Annotated in this window: 14 protein-coding genes; 8 read left to right on the top strand and 6 right to left on the bottom strand. The window is 48.1% G+C overall.

Features of this window, described 5'->3' with window-relative positions; genetic code table 11:
- Window positions 1–40 precede the first annotated feature (40 nt).
- Both D3H65_RS23045 and D3H65_RS23050 read right to left on the bottom strand, forming a co-directional pair.
- Window positions 41–673 carry a response regulator gene (locus tag D3H65_RS23045; protein WP_119052570.1) on the bottom strand — a complete coding sequence of 211 codons (633 nt, stop codon included), beginning with the start codon at window positions 671–673 and terminating at the stop codon, window positions 41–43.
- 58 nt (window positions 674–731) lie between these two features.
- Window positions 732–3809, bottom strand: coding sequence for a ligand-binding sensor domain-containing protein (locus D3H65_RS23050; protein WP_119052571.1), 3078 nt, complete (start codon window positions 3807–3809; stop codon window positions 732–734).
- A gap of 632 nt (window positions 3810–4441) precedes the next feature.
- Here D3H65_RS23050 and D3H65_RS23055 point away from each other — a divergent pair.
- The 3 genes from D3H65_RS23055 to nagA all read left to right on the top strand — a co-directional run bounded on the left by D3H65_RS23055 (window position 4442) and on the right by nagA (window position 9228).
- On the top strand, window positions 4442–7141 hold the full coding sequence (locus tag D3H65_RS23055; protein ID WP_245999576.1) for an MGH1-like glycoside hydrolase domain-containing protein: 2700 nt from the start codon (window positions 4442–4444) through the stop codon (window positions 7139–7141).
- A gap of 122 nt (window positions 7142–7263) precedes the next feature.
- The gene (locus D3H65_RS23060; RefSeq protein WP_119052572.1) at window positions 7264–8076 is read left to right on the top strand and encodes an amidohydrolase; all 813 of its coding nucleotides are present in this window, start codon (window positions 7264–7266) and stop codon (window positions 8074–8076) included.
- A gap of 54 nt (window positions 8077–8130) precedes the next feature.
- Window positions 8131–9228: an N-acetylglucosamine-6-phosphate deacetylase gene (nagA, locus tag D3H65_RS23065; RefSeq protein WP_119052573.1), complete on the top strand. Its 1098-nt coding sequence runs from the start codon at window positions 8131–8133 to the stop codon at window positions 9226–9228.
- Here nagA and D3H65_RS23070 read toward each other — a convergent pair whose 3' ends face one another.
- The 4 genes from D3H65_RS23070 to D3H65_RS23085 form a co-directional block, all read right to left on the bottom strand.
- Window positions 9229–9957: a hypothetical protein gene (locus tag D3H65_RS23070; protein ID WP_119052574.1), complete on the bottom strand. Its 729-nt coding sequence runs from the start codon at window positions 9955–9957 to the stop codon at window positions 9229–9231.
- A gap of 69 nt (window positions 9958–10026) precedes the next feature.
- Window positions 10027–11535: a S41 family peptidase gene (locus D3H65_RS23075; RefSeq protein WP_119052575.1), complete on the bottom strand. Its 1509-nt coding sequence runs from the start codon at window positions 11533–11535 to the stop codon at window positions 10027–10029.
- Between the two features lie 17 nt (window positions 11536–11552).
- The gene (thiL, locus tag D3H65_RS23080) at window positions 11553–12587 is read right to left on the bottom strand and encodes a thiamine-phosphate kinase (RefSeq protein WP_119052576.1); all 1035 of its coding nucleotides are present in this window, start codon (window positions 12585–12587) and stop codon (window positions 11553–11555) included.
- A gap of 38 nt (window positions 12588–12625) precedes the next feature.
- Window positions 12626–13402, bottom strand: coding sequence for an inositol monophosphatase family protein (locus D3H65_RS23085; RefSeq protein WP_119052577.1), 777 nt, complete (start codon window positions 13400–13402; stop codon window positions 12626–12628).
- Window positions 13403–13556: 154 nt separating this feature from the next.
- Between D3H65_RS23085 and D3H65_RS23090 the strand changes: the two genes are divergently transcribed.
- From D3H65_RS23090 to D3H65_RS23110, 5 genes are all read left to right on the top strand, one after another.
- A complete protein-coding gene (locus tag D3H65_RS23090; protein WP_119052578.1) occupies window positions 13557–14864 on the top strand; it encodes a type III secretion system chaperone family protein in 1308 nt (435 codons plus the stop codon).
- 9 nt (window positions 14865–14873) lie between these two features.
- Window positions 14874–15977 carry a trypsin-like peptidase domain-containing protein gene (locus tag D3H65_RS23095; RefSeq protein WP_119052579.1) on the top strand — a complete coding sequence of 368 codons (1104 nt, stop codon included), beginning with the start codon at window positions 14874–14876 and terminating at the stop codon, window positions 15975–15977.
- A gap of 24 nt (window positions 15978–16001) precedes the next feature.
- Entirely contained in the window at window positions 16002–16490 is a 489-nt protein-coding gene (locus D3H65_RS23100; protein WP_119052580.1) for a regulatory protein RecX, read from the top strand.
- Window positions 16491–16636: 146 nt separating this feature from the next.
- Complete coding sequence (locus tag D3H65_RS23105; RefSeq protein ID WP_119052581.1) at window positions 16637–16948, top strand: hypothetical protein; 312 nt, start codon at window positions 16637–16639, stop codon at window positions 16946–16948.
- 84 nt (window positions 16949–17032) lie between these two features.
- Window positions 17033–17284, top strand: coding sequence for a hypothetical protein (locus D3H65_RS23110; protein WP_119052582.1), 252 nt, complete (start codon window positions 17033–17035; stop codon window positions 17282–17284).
- Window positions 17285–17790 lie beyond the last annotated feature (506 nt).

Here is a 17790-nt window from a genome sequence, read left to right on the forward strand (position 1 = left end):
ATCGCCTCACAATAGCATAAAGATGTGAAAGATGTAGGTACTAAACGATCTTGTCCTTGAAAGCTTTGGCCACTGCTTCGCTCTTGGAATTCACATGTAGCTTTTCGTAGATCTTCTTGATGTGCGAGCGCACGGTGTCTATGGAGATGAACATTTCAGCAGCGATCATTTTGTAGCTGTACCCGTTGACCAGCCATTGCAATACCTGTTTTTCACGTTCAGATAAGTGGTAATCGCTGTTGGCCGTACTGTGTACCTGCGAGAACATTTTTAACACCTGCGTGGCAATGGAAGAACTCATCGGCGCGCCGCCGGTATGAGCTTCCTGGATGTATTCGAGCAATTTAGCTGGCGGGGTCTTCTTAAGCAGGTACCCATTGGCACCGTTCCGCACAGCTTCAAACACATTCTTGTTGTCATCGAATACTGTGAGCATGAGAATTTTCACGTCCGTATTTATCTGGCGGATCAACTTGAGGCCCTCAATACCATTGGTACCGGGCATATCAATATCCATGAGGATCACATCAGGTTTCAGTGCTTCTACTTCACTCACCACATTATTGCAGTTCTTGAATGTACCAATCACTTCAAACCCCTCAGAACCATTCAGCAGCATGGCCAAACCTTCTCTGAGCTGGGGATTATCCTCATATAATATGACATTGATCATCCAGGAGCTTATTTATTTACAAAACTAGGCTTTTATTTTCCCGGCGGCAATCACATAATTATGTCAAAGGCACATCCAGCAATACTTTGGTGCCGGTACCCGGCGTCGATTCTATCGTCAGACCGCCATTCAGCGATTGCGCCCGCTTTTTCATGTTGAACAAGCCATTGCCACCGTCCGCATGCAGTACATCGAACCCGATCCCATCATCCATGATCTTCATGATCAGCCGTTCTTTTTGGATGGAAATGTCAATAACCGCGTTTTTGCACTGGGAGTATTTGGCCAGGTTATTCACCGCCTCCTTGAAAAGCAGAAAAAAGTCCCGCCGGGCTTCCATATCCAGCTTCAGGTCCTGCACTTCTTCATCCACCCGGAAAGTGAAGTCAATATTGCGGGCTTCCAGCACCCCCGTGGCAAACTCCCGCATACGGGCGGTAATGCGCTGCATGCTGTCGTTCATGGGATTGATGCTCCATACAATATCATCCATTGCCTCCATCATGCGGCTGCTGTTGTCGCTGATCTTGACCAGGTATTCGCTGGTTTTAGCGCTGTCCTTCTCCACTTTCATTTTGGCCATTTCACTCAATATATTGATAGTGCTGAGGGTAGAACCCATGTCATCATGCAGGTCGCGGGCAATGCGGGTGCGCACCCTTTCCATCCCCAGCAGCTGGTCCACCCGCAGGCGGTGGATGAAATAGATCAATGCCCCAATGGCGAGCCCCACCAGCGAAAGGAACCACCAGGTTCTCCAAAAAGGAGGGTGGATGTATATTTTTAGGGTGGTGATACTTTTGGATTCAATGCCATCCGCATTCTCACACATCACCTTGAAGGTATAGTGTCCTGGCGGCAAAGAAGTATAATTGGCAAACAGTCCTTTGTCGGGACGTATCCATTCTTTATTAATGCCTTCCAGCTGGTAGTAGTACACAATTTTATCGCGTTGCAAAAAACTCAGCGCGGCAAATTCAATGGTGATGGAGTTGTCGAAATGCTTTAGTTCTACCCTATCCAGTTTCATGATGGAGTCGGGCGGCAGGTAAGTATTAAATAATTTAAAATCTGTGATCGTTACATTCAGCGGCGGCGAAGAACTATAAGCCTGCGCAGGCTGAAAGAATACAAAATTGTGCGCATTGCCAAATACGAGCTGGCCATTCCGCAAGCGGGTACTGGCATTGTATTTAAAGTTGCTATAGATAATACCATCCCGCTGGGTAAACATGGTAAAGACCTTTCGCTTAGGGTAGTACCGGCAAATGCCATCGGCAAGGCCCAGCCAGAGGTTATTTTCATTGTCTTTCTCTATGCTGGTGATGCTCATGGAAGGCAAGCCATCATCGGTAGTGATGGCTTGTATGTTGCCCGTTTTCTGGTTGAGCAGGTTAAGGGCGCCGGAACTAATGAAGAACAAACTATCGTTGTATTGCTGTATGTCGCCGGCCATGTCGGAATAAAGCGACTTCCCGGGTCCGCCCTTTGAATCGTAATGCGCTATTAATTCACCCGAGTTTGGATCCATCCTGTACACCCCTTTCATATGCGTGCACAGCCAGATGTAACCTTCCTTGTCCACCATCATTTTATATACAATGGTATTGACGTTTTGTACCAGGCTGAATCCCTGCATAAAATCTTTTCCATAACCGGCTGCCGGGTTCCATTTTATGATATGTCCGTATTGCGTGGCCAGCCATATAGTACCCTGTTTGTCTTCCGTGATCTGCCGGATGGTCCTTTGCTCTGCAGCAGGCAGTATATGAAAGGTCGATCGACCGGTTGCCGGGTTATATATAATAATGCGGCCACCCTGGCAGGCGATCCAAATGTGGCCGGTGCTTTTTTCTTCGTGCAGGTCCCATTGCAGCTTATAACTATCATCACCGGCCGGCATGCCTTTTAATATATTGTTGTTGACAGGAAGCATATTACTGTCACAGGAAAGGGTACCTAATCCCCAGGAAGCAATAAGCAGGTCATTGTTCTTGCTTTGCAGAAAGCCATTCACCTGTAGGTTCTTTTCCGTGTTATGCGGAGGCGGGTCCTGCAATACAATACTGTTGAACATTTGCCGGGCGGGGTTAAAAATATATACGCCTTCATCCGTGCCGATCCAGGTATTCTGTTCCCGGTCCTCATATAGGCAATTCACGATATCGTATTTGATACCATAATCGTCTACATAATCATTGCGGATGTATTGAAACTTTTTAGTGAGGGTATCAAATCTCATCAGCATTCGTTCGCCATAAGCCCAGATGGCGCCATTCGATTGCTGGCTAAAAGCATGTACTTCTTTGTATACATCCGTATGCACTACCAGGCCGGCCGTATCTTTCGTTATCTGATCATTGATCATATCATAGCAAAAGAACCGCTCCCCCTTTTTCACATTCCAGGTGGTAAACCAGAAGCGGGATTGCTGATCGAGGAACATGGCTGTCACAGGATCTGTAAATACCGGGTGATCCAGGATAGGCTGCTTATCGGTATTGTGTCCGTAGTGGCTCAATGTTTTGGAGCGGATATTATACAGCGCCAGACCGGAATCGGCGCCCATCCAGTAATTACCGGTTGTAGGGTCTTCCAGCAATCGTCGTACCGACCAGCCTTTGGGAAGGCGGATGCGGCTTTCATCTTTGCTGAATGTGTTGGTTTGCCAGTTATAGGCCAAGACCCCCAGGCGGGTAATGATCAGGAAAATATTACCCTTGCTATCCATCCACAAAAAGTACTCCGCGCGCGGCGGCACTTCGGCATCCGTTTTTATGATGGCCTTTTTATACCGGAAAGTCACCGGATCAAAAATACCCACTTCCTGTTCTGTGCGTACCCAGAAATGGTGGTTGATATCTTCTGCTATTTGTTTGATAGGCGCTGCCGGCAGGTAATTTTTGTCGGCCGCAGGGGGACGGAACATGACGATCTTGCGGCCATCATAACGTTGAAGCCCATTGGCTGTACCCAGCCACATGAAGCCTTTCTGATCCTGGAGAATACTTAGTACATGGTTCGAGGCAAGACCATCTTTGGAAGAAAGCCTGTTGAAGACGTACTTGCGGTGCTGCGCCATCAGTATGGAAGGCAAGCCGATCAGCAGTATGGTATAGATCTTTAATCTTAGCAAGGGAGGGTTTATGTATTACCAAAAGTAATTATCCCTTTTTTCTTTTTGGAATTTGTTTATCCAAAACCACACAGATATGTGATACCACTAAGTAGTACCAGGGACTTAAAACCGGGGATAAATGGAAGAATCAGAACATGAAATGCAACACCTGTTAAGAACTGTTAAAAAGCGAACAGGTGTTTGTATTCATTCTCACATCTTCATGCTATTGTTGTGTGCGCTAACAAATTGCACTTTTGCTATGTCATAATGATTGAGACAAGCAGAACAAGTACAAGTTGACAACAGCCATGAAAACGAATAAAAGCAATCATCAGCTCCAATGGGTGAAGGATTAGGTTGGTGATTGCTTTTTAAACATTGATCATTAAACTGTTCCTGTAAAAAGAAGCTATAACACAGGCAAGCAAGTGTGCGTTAGGATCTGTGCGTCTGTTAAGGTGTCGGTAGAGGGTGGCCGGCACCTTATTTTTTTGAGAGGTCTTTCCTTGGGGGAAGGCCTTTTTGTTTTTTATCCCTGTGTAAAGCTGTAAATTCACCATTGTTAATGCCTTATTCTCCAACGATGCTTGCCCGACCGATAGCTTTACGCTATTTTCATTATGGATTTGTTGAACGAAACCGACAGCATGACAACTGCAGAACATCAGCGATTAACCGTCAATACAGCAAAAAAAATACCCCTGGAACAATGGGGACCATATCTCAGTGAACGCCAGTGGGGCACCGTGCGCGAAGATTATAGCATGAATAGTGACGCCTGGAACTATTTTCCTTTTGATCATGCACACTGCCGCGCCTATCGCTGGGGTGAAGATGGACTGGCCGGCATTTCAGACTTCTTCCAAAACCTTTGTTTTGGCCTTTCTCTCTGGAATGGCAAAGACCATGTGCTCAAAGAGCGCCTCTTTGGTCTTGGCAACTATGAAGGCAACCACGGAGAAGACGTAAAAGAACTCTATTATCACCTCGATAACCTGCCCACCCATTATTACATGCAGTATTTGTACAAATACCCGCAGCAGGAATTTCCGTATAATAAGCTGAAGGAAGAAAGCCGCAATCGCTCCCGGCAGGAACCCGAATATGAAATACTGGATACCGGCGTCTTTGACAATGATCAGTACTTCGATGTACTGGTCACCTATGCCAAAGAGAACTCGAAGGACATATTCATAAAAATTGATATTACCAACCGGTATACCAAGGCAGCGGACGTAACCCTGGCGCCCACGCTGTGGTTCTACAACCGCTGGGCCTATGATCAATCGGAGAAAAAGCCCCATATCACCCGGCGTGATAAAACCTCGGTAAAAGCCACCCATGCCCGTCTGGGCTCCTATTACCTGTATTTTATGCCGCCATCAGATAGCCTGATGACGGAAAACGAGACCAACCTCGAGATTGTATCCGGTCAGCCCAATGCAACCCCCTTCACGAAAGATGCCTTTCATAAGGCGATCATTAAGGGAGAGGAACTTTCGGCCCTGCGCCAAAAGAAATCAGGTACCAAGTTTGCCCCCGTCTATAAATACCATATTGAAGCCGGCGCTACCAAAACCACCTACCTGCGCCTGAGCAACAAGATATTTGACAATCCCTTTGCTACCGGCTTCACCAATATTTTCAATGCCCGCAAGGAAGAAGCCGACTCTTTTTATGACGAGGTATTGCAAGCCACCAAAGACCCTGAGTGGAAAAGGATACAGCGCCAGGCCCTCTCCGGTATTTTGTGGAGCAAACAATATTACCATTATGATGTGGAGCGCTGGCTTACTACCAGTGATGGCATTACAGATGTAAATCCCGGTAAGCTGCATGGCCGCAATGCCGACTGGAAGCATCTTAAGAACCAGGACATTATCTCCATGCCCGACAAATGGGAGTATCCCTGGTATGCCGCCTGGGACCTGGCTTTTCAGTGTATTCCCCTCGCGATGGTAGACCCCTGTTTTGCCAAGCACCAGTTGCTCCTCATTATGCGGGAATGGTATATGAAACCCGATGGACAGCTGCCCGCCTATGAATGGAACTTTGGAGATGTGAACCCGCCCGTACAGGCCTGGGCAGCCTTACAGGTGTACAGAATAGAAAAGAACCGCACGGGAAAAGGCGACATCGCCTTCCTCAAACGCATATTCCAAAAGCTGATCATCAATTTTACCTGGTGGATCAACCGCAAGGACTCCAATGGAAACAATATGTTTGAAGGGGGCTTCCTTGGATTGGACAATATCGGTGTATTCAACCGCAGCAGCGTATTGCCGGGCACCATGCAACTGGAACAAGCCGATGGCACCAGCTGGATGGGCATGTACGCACTAAACATGATGGATATGGCTATGGAAATAGCCATGAAAGATGAAGCCTTTGAAGATACCGCCACCAAATTCTTCGAACACTTTGTACTGATAGCCGAAGCACTCAATGAACAGGGCATGTGGAATGCTGAAGATAAATTCTTCTACGACACACTATCCATAGCAGGCTCCGCCCCCCTGCACCTGCGGGTATATTCGATCGTGGGCCTTACATCGCTGTTTGCCGTATCGATCATTGAAAAGAAGATATTGGATAAACTGGGTGATTTTAAAAAACGCATTACCTGGTTTGAGAATTACCGGTTGAAGAACGGGCGCTTCTGGCCCAATGAAGAACGGGCTGGCGGTGAAGAGATCCTGCTGTCGCTGGTGCCCCGGGAAAAGCTGGTTTACCTGCTCGAACGCCTGCTGGATGAATCGCAGTTCCTGTCGGATTATGGCATCCGGGCTTTGTCTAAATACCATGAGCAAAACCCCTATGAGGTCACCATCAATGGCGTAGATTATAAAGTGCAGTATGATCCCGGCGACTCCACCTCCGATTTCTTTGGCGGCAACTCCAACTGGCGCGGACCTGTGTGGATGCCGATCAATTATATCATTATTGAGTCCATCCGCCGTTTTGGAGAGTTTTATGGCAATGACCTGTTGGTTGAATGCCCTGTAGGGTCGGGCAACCGGATCAACCTGATGCAGGTGGCCGATGAGCTCACCCTCCGGCTTATCAAATTATTCGATAAGGACAAAGAGGGAAAACGGCCAACCAATGGCAAAGAGAGTTGGTTCTATGAGCGGCCGGGCAATGAGCATCTCATTCTCTTCTACGAATATTTCCATGGCGATTCCGGTAGCGGCCTTGGGGCCAGTCACCAAACCGGCTGGACAGCGCTGGTAGCCAAGCTGGCGCATATTCTGAGCAACAAACAAGGAGGCACGGTTAAGAAACCAGCGGAAGAAGAAGTGTCAGGCAACAATCCGGAAGCGACCATTGATAACATGACTGTATAATATCAGTCAAGGTACTTTGGGTATACCGTTTTGCACCCGGTCAACCGGGCAAAGGGGCGCATGAATATACTTACGGGTGAATTGCTACTTTTACATCGTGAACTGAATACTTAACATCCGTTATGTCTACACTTACCATTACCACCATACAAACCAGTCTGCACTGGGAGGATAAGGCCGCCAACCTGGCCATGCTGGAACAAAAGATCAACCAACTGCAGCAGAGAACAGAGATCGTTATCCTGCCGGAAATGTTCAGCACAGGTTTTAGCATGAAACCCGAATTACTGGCAGAGACTATGGAAGGCGAATCGGTCGCCTGGATGAAACGGATCGCAGCACAGAAACAGATCGTCCTTACCGGCAGCCTGATCATTGAAGCCGACGGACAGTATTACAACCGGCTGCTGTGGATGCTGCCCAATGGTCAATATGGGTATTATGATAAACGCCACCTGTTTGCCTATGCCGGCGAACATGAACATTATGCACCTGGTCATAAACGCCTCATAGCCTCCGTGAAGGGATGGAAGATCAACCTCCAGGTTTGTTACGACCTTCGCTTCCCCGTATGGGCGCGACAGTCAACCCCGCGCACAGAAGAAGAGGCCGAAAATCATGAAGTGGAATACGATCTGCTGATATATGTAGCCAATTGGCCCGAGCGAAGGAACCATGCCTGGAAAACATTGTTGCAGGCCCGGGCCATCGAAAACCAGAGTTTTGTAGTAGGCGTTAACCGGGTAGGAAAAGATGGCAACGATATTTATCATAGTGGCGACAGTATGATCGTAGACCCCATGGGCGAAGTATTGTATACAAAAGCCCATGAGGAGGATATACACACTACTACCCTCGAAAAAATAAAGCTGGAAGAGATCAGGCATAAACTGCCTTTCCTGGAAGATGCCGATAACTTCATTATTCAATCATAGTATTGTATTTGCTCGCAGCTCATAGCTCGCGGCTCGTAGCTAAAGAATAAACCCATGTCCATCGCTTATACCAATGCCCGCCTGTTTACTGGGCACACTGTAGAAACTGATAAAGCCGTACTTGTCCAGGACCAGCAGATCGTAGATATAATACCAGCTACAGAAGTACCGGCTCATTATACCATACAAGACCTGAAAGGTTATAACCTCGCGCCGGCCTTTATTGACCTGCAGATATATGGCGGCAATGGCAAATTGTTTTCCCAGGAAATAACCCTCGAAGCTTTACAAGCTACTTATGAATACTGCCTGGCAGGCGGCTGTCCCCATTTCATGATCACCATGGCCACCAATACCATCGACAAGTTTCTGCAGGGAATGGATATCGTAAGACAATATTGGGCGCAGGGAAGAAAAGGATTACTGGGCCTGCACCTCGAAGGGCCGTACATGAACCCGGTAAAGCGGGGCGCTCACTTGTTGGAATGTATTAAGAAACCAACGATAGAAGAAGTAACACTGTTGCTGGAGCGAGGCAAAGGCGTTTTTAAAATGATCACCCTGGCCCCCGAGCAATGCGATCCCGCCATTATCGACTTACTCATGCAACATGATATCATCGTTTCTGCCGGCCATTCCAATGCTACTTACCAGCAGGCCATGGCAGCATTTGACCGGGGTATACCCGCCGCCACCCATTTATTCAACGCCATGTCCCCCTTGCAACACCGCGAACCCGGTATGGTAGGCGCCATCTTCAATCACCCCGGCGTCATGAGCAGTATTGTTTGTGACGGTATCCATGTGGATTATGCAGCCGTGAAGATTGCCAAATCCATCATGAAAGAGCGCCTGTTCTTCATTACCGATGCTGTGGCCGAAACCACTACCGGCGAGTACCAGCACCTCTTTAGCGGCGATCGCTATGCCCTGCCCGATGGCACCCTCTCCGGCTCTGCCCTTACCATGATGCAATGTGTGAAGAATGCCGTGCAGCACGTGGGTATCCCCCTGGACGAAGCCTTGCGCATGGCATCCACCTATCCTGCGCAGTTGCTAAAAGACAAAAAAATAGGCCGCATTACCAAAGGTTATGCAGCCAATATGGTGCTGTTTGATGATGCCCTGAATGTACAGCAGGTGATCGCTTGATTATTCCGCTACAGCAGTGAGCTTTACTACCATGATGCCGATAATGGCAGCCATTACCAGTAAAAATGCCCAGCGCGAGTTCCTGGTTTTCTGGTCCACATTTTTACTGCGGCTGAGGTAAAAGAAAGTCCAGCCAAGCAGACATAGGCCCAATACCCCGGCAATGCCTACAATAATTTTATTATCGGATATATAAATGGCCGCCATCGCGCCTGCCGTTGCCAGGGAAAGAAAGATCCTGCCTTTCTGTAGTAAGTAAAGAGAGGCAGGAGGCGCGATCACCGGTTTCACCTGGTTCAGCACAGCTTCCAACTCCTCATACTTCTCTACCTGCACCGGAATAATAATGATATCAGCAGGTTCCAGGCCCATGATCGTAAACCCGCCCTCCATACTCTTGATAATATCTTTTACCTCATGAAAGTAGATCGTGATCTCCGGTGTATTGACCATCTGCCGCGTGATCACATTATCGGCAATCGTCAGCGTATAGCTTTCGAATAACTTCTTCTGCCTGTTGATAGACCTGACCAGCGAGTATACCATTACAATAATAAAGAAGGGAACAAGAAAGGGTAATACATTACTATCTCCGGTCTTGCCTTGCGAATTGAACCAGGCTATCACGATACCGCCAATGAGCGCAATGAGCATCGTCGGAATTACACGCTTGATCATTTTTTTCCTGACCTCGGCAAAGCCATTCGGCTTGATCCTGAATTGTTGCATACTGGGTTAAAGGGAGTTAACGGGGTATAAAGAGAATTACCCCCACAAAATACAAACTACCGGCCTATATTAATGATGTGCAACACCGCTTTTCTGCATAATTAATTTGCGTACCGTATCCACTTTGGGATCAATACCCCGGCGTATGGTCTCTACCGTAGGCGCCGCTTCGATATCGGGTATAATGCCGCGGCCTTCTTTCACCAGGTCTTTGTTCATCACCAGCCTGAATCGTGGCAGCCTGAAACGTACATGCGTATTGGGCAGGGTAACATCCGGGATCATCCAGGCTGAATTGCCGTAAGCGCCGCCGCCTGTTTCCTCACCCACGATCTTTACATTCTCCTGCCCTTTTAGTACACCGGCAAACAAAGTAGTAGCCGAAAAAGAATTACCCCCTGTGATGATATAGATATCACCATCAAAATGGTTTTTCCTCTTGGGCTTGAAATAATGCCTTTCAAAATAGCCAAAATGATACTTGCCATCCTTGTGTTTGCTCGTGATCGCCTGCATCATCACCCAGTAAGCAGGTTGCCACTGAATGTATTTGGTATAATGACTGGTCCTGCGTGGCGTATAGAGAGAGTCTGCCAGCTTGAACTTCTTATTGGTAAGGTACCTTGTAAGTTTGGTAGAAATGCCGGCATCCCCACCCCCATTCGAACGTACATCCACTACCAGGTGCTGTATGTTGCGTTTTCTCAACTCCCTGAAGGAGCGCCGGAAAAAGCCCCGCAGCTTATTTCCCCTGGCAAAAGTATTCACCGTCATATAAGCTGAGGAAAGCGTCGTATCGATCTGTACACTGCGCACCCCATTGAGCATGGGAGGCTGTGGCGCCTGCCGTGGCTGCCGGCCCGTTGGTGGCCGGGTGGCGCTCCGGTTAAGCGTATCCGCCCGTGGATCATAGAGCGGTATCACTGTTTCTTTTTCTGCTCCGTCCGCATCCCGGTACGTGATCCTGAACTCAGGCGTAAGCCCCAGTACATTGCGGTACAGGTTGCCAAAACTGCCCCGGTTGCTCAATACCTGGTACTTGCCGCTTTGCGTGTAGCCGTCCCCGGAAACATAATTGAAGAAAGTATCCGTCAGCTGTGCCGTAGTCCATCCGTTCACACCCGTCACAATTGTACCCCGTCTGAGGATAGAGTCCTTGCGGTTGAGGTTCGTGATCACCGTCATCGAATCCGGCCACACTTTCAGGTGCAGCGGAAATACCGGTATCCGCACCGTATCCAGGTAGTCGTTATACTTTTCGGAAAACTTAACCGTCGTATGCCCGCAGCGGATCTTGCTCACCACATAGGCCAGCAAATTCTTGAACTGAGGCTCACTCATAGAATCGTGGATGCCGCGGTAGCCCGCATCAAAATAATAATCCATGCTGTCTTTGGGCGTAAACCAATACAGGCTGGGGTGTGACTCTTCCAATATGTTGCGGAAATAGTGGTAATCCTGCTGAAGCTGCGCAGCAGCATATTTTTTATCAGGATCAAATGCCTTCCGGGTAGAAGCGCATCCTATGAAGAACATCGCTGACAGGACCACTATAGAACCGGGAAACCATTTCCTCATGCAAAAACCGTTTAAACTCAGGTATTCTTAAATGCATTCCATCCCTGCGCCGTTATATTGTGTGTTCCGCCGCCTTTCGTAAGGATCTTTGCGCCCTCTTCCGCTTCAGTCATATAACCGATCACACTGATCTGCTCATTAAGAACGAGTTTATCGTATTCAGATTGTGGCAGGGTAAACAGCAATTCATAATCCTCACCGCCGCTCAACGCACAGGCTGTAGGGTCAATCTCAAATTTAAAGGCCGCCCGCCGCATTTCCTCCGCTATCGGTATCTTTTCTTCGTACAGGCGGCAGCCCAGGTTGCTGTCCTGGCAAATATGCAGGATCTCCGAACTGAGCCCATCACTGATATCCATCATAGAGGTAGGCCTTATCTCATTCTGCGCCAGAAATTCAATAATGTCTTTCCGGGCTTCCGGCTTCAGCAGCTTGCCAATTACATAAGACTCCCCTTCCAGATCCGGCTGTATCTTAGGGTTTTCCAGGTAGATCTGTTTCTCCCGCTCCAGGAACAACAAGCCTACATAGGCCGCCCCCAGGTCGCCCGTGCAGCAAAGCAGGTCCCCTTTTTGAGCAGTATTCCGTTTTACAAACGTATCCGGCGTTACTTCTCCAATAGCCGTTACAGATATAATGAACCCTTTCTGCGAAGAACAGGTGTCCCCCCCGATCAGGTCTACATCGTATTTCTCGCAGGCCGCATATACCCCTTCATAAAACTCATCCAGCGCCTCCAGGCTGAACCGGTTGCTGAGACCCAGGCTCATTGTGATCTGCGTAGGCGTCGCATTCATCGCATAGATATCACTCAGGTTCACCACCACACTTTTATAGCCCAAATGCTTGAGCGGCGTATACATCAGGTCAAAATGCACCCCTTCGATCAGCATATCCGTAGAGATCACCGTTTGCTTGCCAAAATGGTCGATCACCGCCGCATCATCCCCTACTCCCAATATAGAGGAGGCATTTTTCAATTCGATATTCTTCGTCAGGTGCTTGATAAGCCCAAACTCTCCCAGGTCCGCTATTTCAGTCCTTTCACTCATGACTAGTTCGCTTTTAGGTGAAAATTGTTGAGATCAGGTTATGCTTTGTCATTGATCCAAAGCAGGATATCATCGTGGATTTTCCCGTTCGTAGCCACAATATGTGGTTGGTAAGGAGAATAATGATCCCCCTTGAAATCCGTCACTTTACCACCCGCTTCTTCTACCATCAGGAATCCCGCAGCACTATCCCAGGCTTGCAGCTTGTGTTCATAGAACCCATCAAACCGGCCTGCCGCTACCCAGCAAAGGTCAATCGCAGCCGATCCCAGGCGGCGCACCGGAATACCCTGGCGAATGAACCGCGAAAACACTTCCAGCGGCCCGTTCGGCTCATTGATATACGTATAAGGAAAACCCGTTACCAGGCAGGATTTCATCAGGTCAGCCTGACCACTTACCTGGATGGGCTGGCCATTCAACGTGGCCCCATGTCCCCGCTCGGCAAAATAAAACTCCTTCAGGAAAGGGTTGTACACCGCTCCCATGATCATCTTGCCCGCCTGCTCAAGACCAATCGAAATGCAGCAAAGGGGAATACCGTGGGCATAATTCACCGTGCCGTCAATAGGGTCGATGATCCATTTGTACTCGCTGTCCATCACAATCTCTCCCACCTCCTCACTCACAATAAAATGGTCCGGAAAAGCCCCCTTGATGATCTCCAGGATCGCTTTTTCAGAAGCATGGTCCGCCTCCGTTACCAGGTTATTAACGCCCTCTTTATTATTGATTTGCAGGTTCTTATTGTTGAAGTAGTGTTGCATTACCTGGGCGCCCGCCTCGGTAGCATTGATAAGCGTCTCTTTTAGCATTCCGCAAAGATAAGGGGGTTACGACAGACAAATTTCCCTCCGGCAAACACAATAAACTAATTATCCTCAGCGGATTGTAAATATGCCACGAAATTAAATACCTTCATTCGCTCAACTTTATCCCGTTTTGCGGGAGCGCTACAAACACTTATTTATGTTCGATAAACTTTTTGGCTGGGGTAAGAAAAAGGCGGAAGACCCCCCTATTCCTTTTGGTCGCTATTCAGACAACAACAAAACCGTAGAAAAGGTAAACCGCTGGACAGAGGCCGATAACCTCTTCAAGCAGCAACAATACCCCGAAAGCGTAGAAGCTTTTTTTGATTACCTGCGCGATGAGGCCGAGCAAAACGTCGTCCTGGAGCGCAATGGCGCCGAAGGCCGCTTTCATTTATACCAGGGCTCCAAGATCGTGCGCGGCGAATTCAACAATGAACGATTTGTGGCAGAAGTAACCCTGGCCCGCATGGCACAACCCAGCGTACCCGTTATGCGCCGCCTGCTGGAAATGAATTTCAACCTCTATTATAGCCGCTACGCCCTCGACAGCGATCGCCTCTGTATGCGGTTCGACAGCAATATCAAGGCTGCCAATCCCAATAAACTCTATTACGGCTTAAAAGAACTGGCCATCAAAGCCGATAAGCTCGATGATCTGCTGGTGCAGGAGTTCACCTCCCTGCAAACCATCGACACCGAACACATTCCCGAAATGCCGGCGGCAGAAAAAGAAGTGCGCTACAGGTTCTTTATCAAATGGATCCAGGACACGCTCGATTATGTAGCCAGCCTGGATGCCGATAAATTTGCCGGTGCCCATTCTTACCTCCTCCTCAACCTGGCATTTCGTATCGACTACATGCTCTATCCTGAGGGTAAACTTCAGCTGGAGCTGGAAAAGATCGTAGATATCTATTTTAAGAAAGACGACAAGCAAACCACCGACCGCAACCAGGGCATGATAGAAGCTTATCGCAAGTTGTTGGCAAAACCCAAGGAAGAAGTGTATCCTTATTTCTTCCGCACCAAACATACTTTTTCCATTGTAGCCCCACAGAATCACAAATCAGTGATCGATGCCATCAACGCGGCGGCCAGCAATATGATCTGGTACCGCGAAAACCAATATCCCCTGGTGGCCAATGCCATCCTGGAATATGGTATTTCCTTCTGCCAGTATTCCTACAGTTTGCCCAAACCCCTCAGCGACCTCGTGCGCTTGTTTATGCAAATAAACCATGCCGACTATTTTGAGGCCCTTGGCTTCACCGCCAAATATTATGATGTAGCCGCCAATGAATTTGAAGTCGATGATATTCGTGAACGCATTGAAGACATCATTGCCGTTTGGAAAAACAAATTCACCAAACTCGATTTCAAAGTAAGCAACCTGCGGTATGATACACTCGTGAATTTCAATACCACCTTTACCGCAGAAATTTCATTACTCAACTTCGACTAACATACACACATGCCTACACAGGAAGTTATAGAACGCGTTCACCCCGCCATTATACAAATCGCTACCCAGAGCGGAACAGGCACTGGTTTTTACCTGCGCGAATACGACCTTATCGTAACCAACGACCATGTGGTACAGGATACCCAGGAAGTAACCATTGCCGGAAAGACCTTTGAGAAAGCATTATCAAGAGTATGGTATACCGATCGCAAACACGATCTGGCCTTTCTGCAGCCACCCGCAGGTATTGAACTGCCCGTCCTGCCCCTGGGTCACTATGAAACCCTCAAAGACGGCGATGAAGTAATTGCTATTGGTCACCCTTTCGGACTTAATTATACAGCCACACAAGGTGTTATTTCCAAAGTAGATCGTATACGCGAAGGATTGAAGTTTATACAGATCGACGCTGCCATCAACCCCGGCAACAGCGGAGGCCCCCTGGTCAATGAGAAAGGAGAAGTGATTGGCGTCAACTCATTCATCATTCGTGGCGGCGATAACCTCGGCTTTGCCTTGCCCGTATATTACCTGCAAACCGCCCTGCAATTGTATGCTCCCCATAAAGGAACACCTTCCACCCGCTGCCCAAGCTGCGATACCCTGGTGTTGCCCGATACCATCGATTCCGCCAAGTACTGTCCCGCCTGTGGTACAGAAGTGAAGCTGCCCGAATTGCCCGAAAAAGAAATAGAACCTGTAGGCGTAGCGAAAACCATTGAGAACATCCTGAGAGAACTGGGCAAGGATGTAAAGCTGGCCCGGTCCGGCGCCAACCGCTGGGAAGTAAAAGAAGGAAGCGCCAGGATCAAGATCAGCTATAACCCCGAGAACTATTTCATAGCCGGCGATGCTTATCTCTGCCAGCTGCCGCCCGATGGCACCAAGATCAAACCCCTTTACCAGTTCCTGCTACAGGAAAATTACCGGGTAAACGGACTGGTGTTGAGCTGTGCCAGCCAGAATATTATTTTATCCTGCATCATTTACGACCTGGATATTTCCAAAGAGCTGGGTGCCGGCATGTTCAACACCCTCTTTAAGAATGCCGATCATTACGATGACCTGCTCAAAACAGAATATGGCTGTGTAGACCGCCTCGAAGAAGTATAAGCAGCATGTAGTAATTTTGCGGCGATGCTCAATCGTAAACAGCTTACCAAAGAACAGGCATTACAAAAAGCCAAACATTATTGTGGCTACCAGGAGCGTAGCCATACCGATGTAAAGGAAAAGCTTTACTCCTATGGCCTGTACAAACAGCAGGTCGAAGAACTTCTGTCACAACTGATCGAAGAGAACTACCTCAACGAAGAGCGTTATGCCATTCAGTTTGCCGGTGGCCATTTCCGCATGAAACAGTGGGGCCGGGTGAAAATAAAATATGAGCTGAAGCAAAAGCGTGTGAGTGAGTATTGCATTAAAAAGGCCATGAAGGAGATCGATGAAGAAGATTACCTGAAGACCCTTCAAAAGCTGGCCGAGAAGAAATGGGCCGCTGTTAATGGAGAAGGCGTTAATCATTACGTAAAACTGAGCAAAACCACCGATTACCTCCTGCAAAAAGGATATGAACCCGACCTGATCAAACAGGCCATAGCGGGAATTCCAAAGAAAGAAGAATAAGTGTCTGCATCCTTTCTACCCCCTGCGGCACTGACTTGAAAGGCAGCCCCTCATGGCTGCGCAAAAGCTGCTAAATTCTGTATCCTGGATTCTGTATTCTTCCCCTCCCCCTGGCATCATTCTTTTGTCTTTTTCCGGAAAAGACTATGAAACTACTTACTTCCCTGGCAGGCGGATTGGCAGGCACCTTAAGTGTTACCATTTTACACAGGTTGTTGCGCAAAATTGACCCATCTGTTCCACGGCCTGCCCCCATGGGCGCACAGGGATTAAATGGTAACCATAGCCGACTTACCAATAAACACCGCTTGCTCATGGTAGGTTTGTCCGTTGCCGGTGGGCTCATTGCAGCCGGGGTAACCAATTGGCTGGATAGCAAGACTACTAAAAAGCCAGCTGTAGCCCGTATCAAAGCGCCCGGGGAAGCTTATAAACCCATCCTCGATATTACTGTTTAGCGTTTATTCCATAAGATAAAGTTCCGCCTAACTCCGTAGTCGTCTGTCAATTACATCAATTGATCACCCACAAAATGTACCATTATGGACTTAGGAGCACAAATCTTAAAGATCCTCAACAAAAGGTATGAGCCATCCGCATTCATCGAAACAAAGTTCGAGCGGTATGACCTGGCCTTTAAGACCGACAGGGATGGATTGCCCGTTGTAGCTTACCTCGGGCAAAAAGACAGGAAAGGGAAAATATGCGGAGAAAGGTTTACCCGCCGCCTCAAACAATTAATTAATGGTACCATCATCAAGGAGAATTGGGAACATAAGGGCGTCGTCACTTAAATGCCTCCTCACTGGCACGTCACCTTTCGTCACCGTAAACAAATGCCGGCTGGCTTTCCGCAACAATAAAAGAATAGCACCAGGCTGTTTTCGTCATCCAGCCAATAAAAAAAGAGCGTCTCTTTCGTGTTGAAAGAAACGCTCTCTTTGTGTACCTGGTCTTACTTACCTGAAGTAGATCTTTACGGACTGTTTATCATTGCAGGGCGATTTGTCTTTTCAACAACCGCGATCCTGTTGATGTAACTGTCCTCCTGATTGTTCTCAGTTGGTGAGTAACAGTGGATATTGTTTTCTTATCCTTGTATGGTTTTCGTTTTTAAAGTTTAAAAATTAAATGGATTGAACAGGATGAGCGGCTTTATACTGATGCCATAACCAACTGCCAAAACCTCGTCATTATCTCCCGGCCCGAAGGCCTCTTCAATGTGCCGGTGAACGCCAGCTGCCGGCATCCATCAAACCTGCAAGAGACAACAACCAGTGGCAATAGCCCTCAGCAGATA

It is taken from the genome of Paraflavitalea soli (genome assembly GCF_003555545.1).
GTDB lineage: Bacteria > Bacteroidota > Bacteroidia > Chitinophagales > Chitinophagaceae > Paraflavitalea > Paraflavitalea soli.

Bases quoted from the DNA above. Each gene is read 5' to 3' on its own strand.
- D3H65_RS23045 (WP_119052570.1), bottom strand. From the start codon at position 673: ATGATCAATGTCATATTATATGAGGATAATCCCCAGCTCAGAGAAGGT.
- D3H65_RS23055 (WP_245999576.1), top strand. From the start codon at position 4,442: ATGACAACTGCAGAACATCAGCGATTAACCGTCAATACAGCAAAAAAA.
- D3H65_RS23060 (WP_119052572.1), top strand. From the start codon at position 7,264: ATGTCTACACTTACCATTACCACCATACAAACCAGTCTGCACTGGGAG.
- nagA (WP_119052573.1), top strand. From the start codon at position 8,131: ATGTCCATCGCTTATACCAATGCCCGCCTGTTTACTGGGCACACTGTA.
- D3H65_RS23070 (WP_119052574.1), bottom strand. From the start codon at position 9,957: ATGCAACAATTCAGGATCAAGCCGAATGGCTTTGCCGAGGTCAGGAAA.
- D3H65_RS23075 (WP_119052575.1), bottom strand. From the start codon at position 11,535: ATGAGGAAATGGTTTCCCGGTTCTATAGTGGTCCTGTCAGCGATGTTC.
- thiL (WP_119052576.1), bottom strand. From the start codon at position 12,587: ATGAGTGAAAGGACTGAAATAGCGGACCTGGGAGAGTTTGGGCTTATC.
- D3H65_RS23085 (WP_119052577.1), bottom strand. From the start codon at position 13,402: ATGCTAAAAGAGACGCTTATCAATGCTACCGAGGCGGGCGCCCAGGTA.
- D3H65_RS23090 (WP_119052578.1), top strand. From the start codon at position 13,557: ATGTTCGATAAACTTTTTGGCTGGGGTAAGAAAAAGGCGGAAGACCCC.
- D3H65_RS23095 (WP_119052579.1), top strand. From the start codon at position 14,874: ATGCCTACACAGGAAGTTATAGAACGCGTTCACCCCGCCATTATACAA.
- D3H65_RS23100 (WP_119052580.1), top strand. From the start codon at position 16,002: ATGCTCAATCGTAAACAGCTTACCAAAGAACAGGCATTACAAAAAGCC.
- D3H65_RS23105 (WP_119052581.1), top strand. From the start codon at position 16,637: ATGAAACTACTTACTTCCCTGGCAGGCGGATTGGCAGGCACCTTAAGT.
- D3H65_RS23110 (WP_119052582.1), top strand. From the start codon at position 17,033: ATGGACTTAGGAGCACAAATCTTAAAGATCCTCAACAAAAGGTATGAG.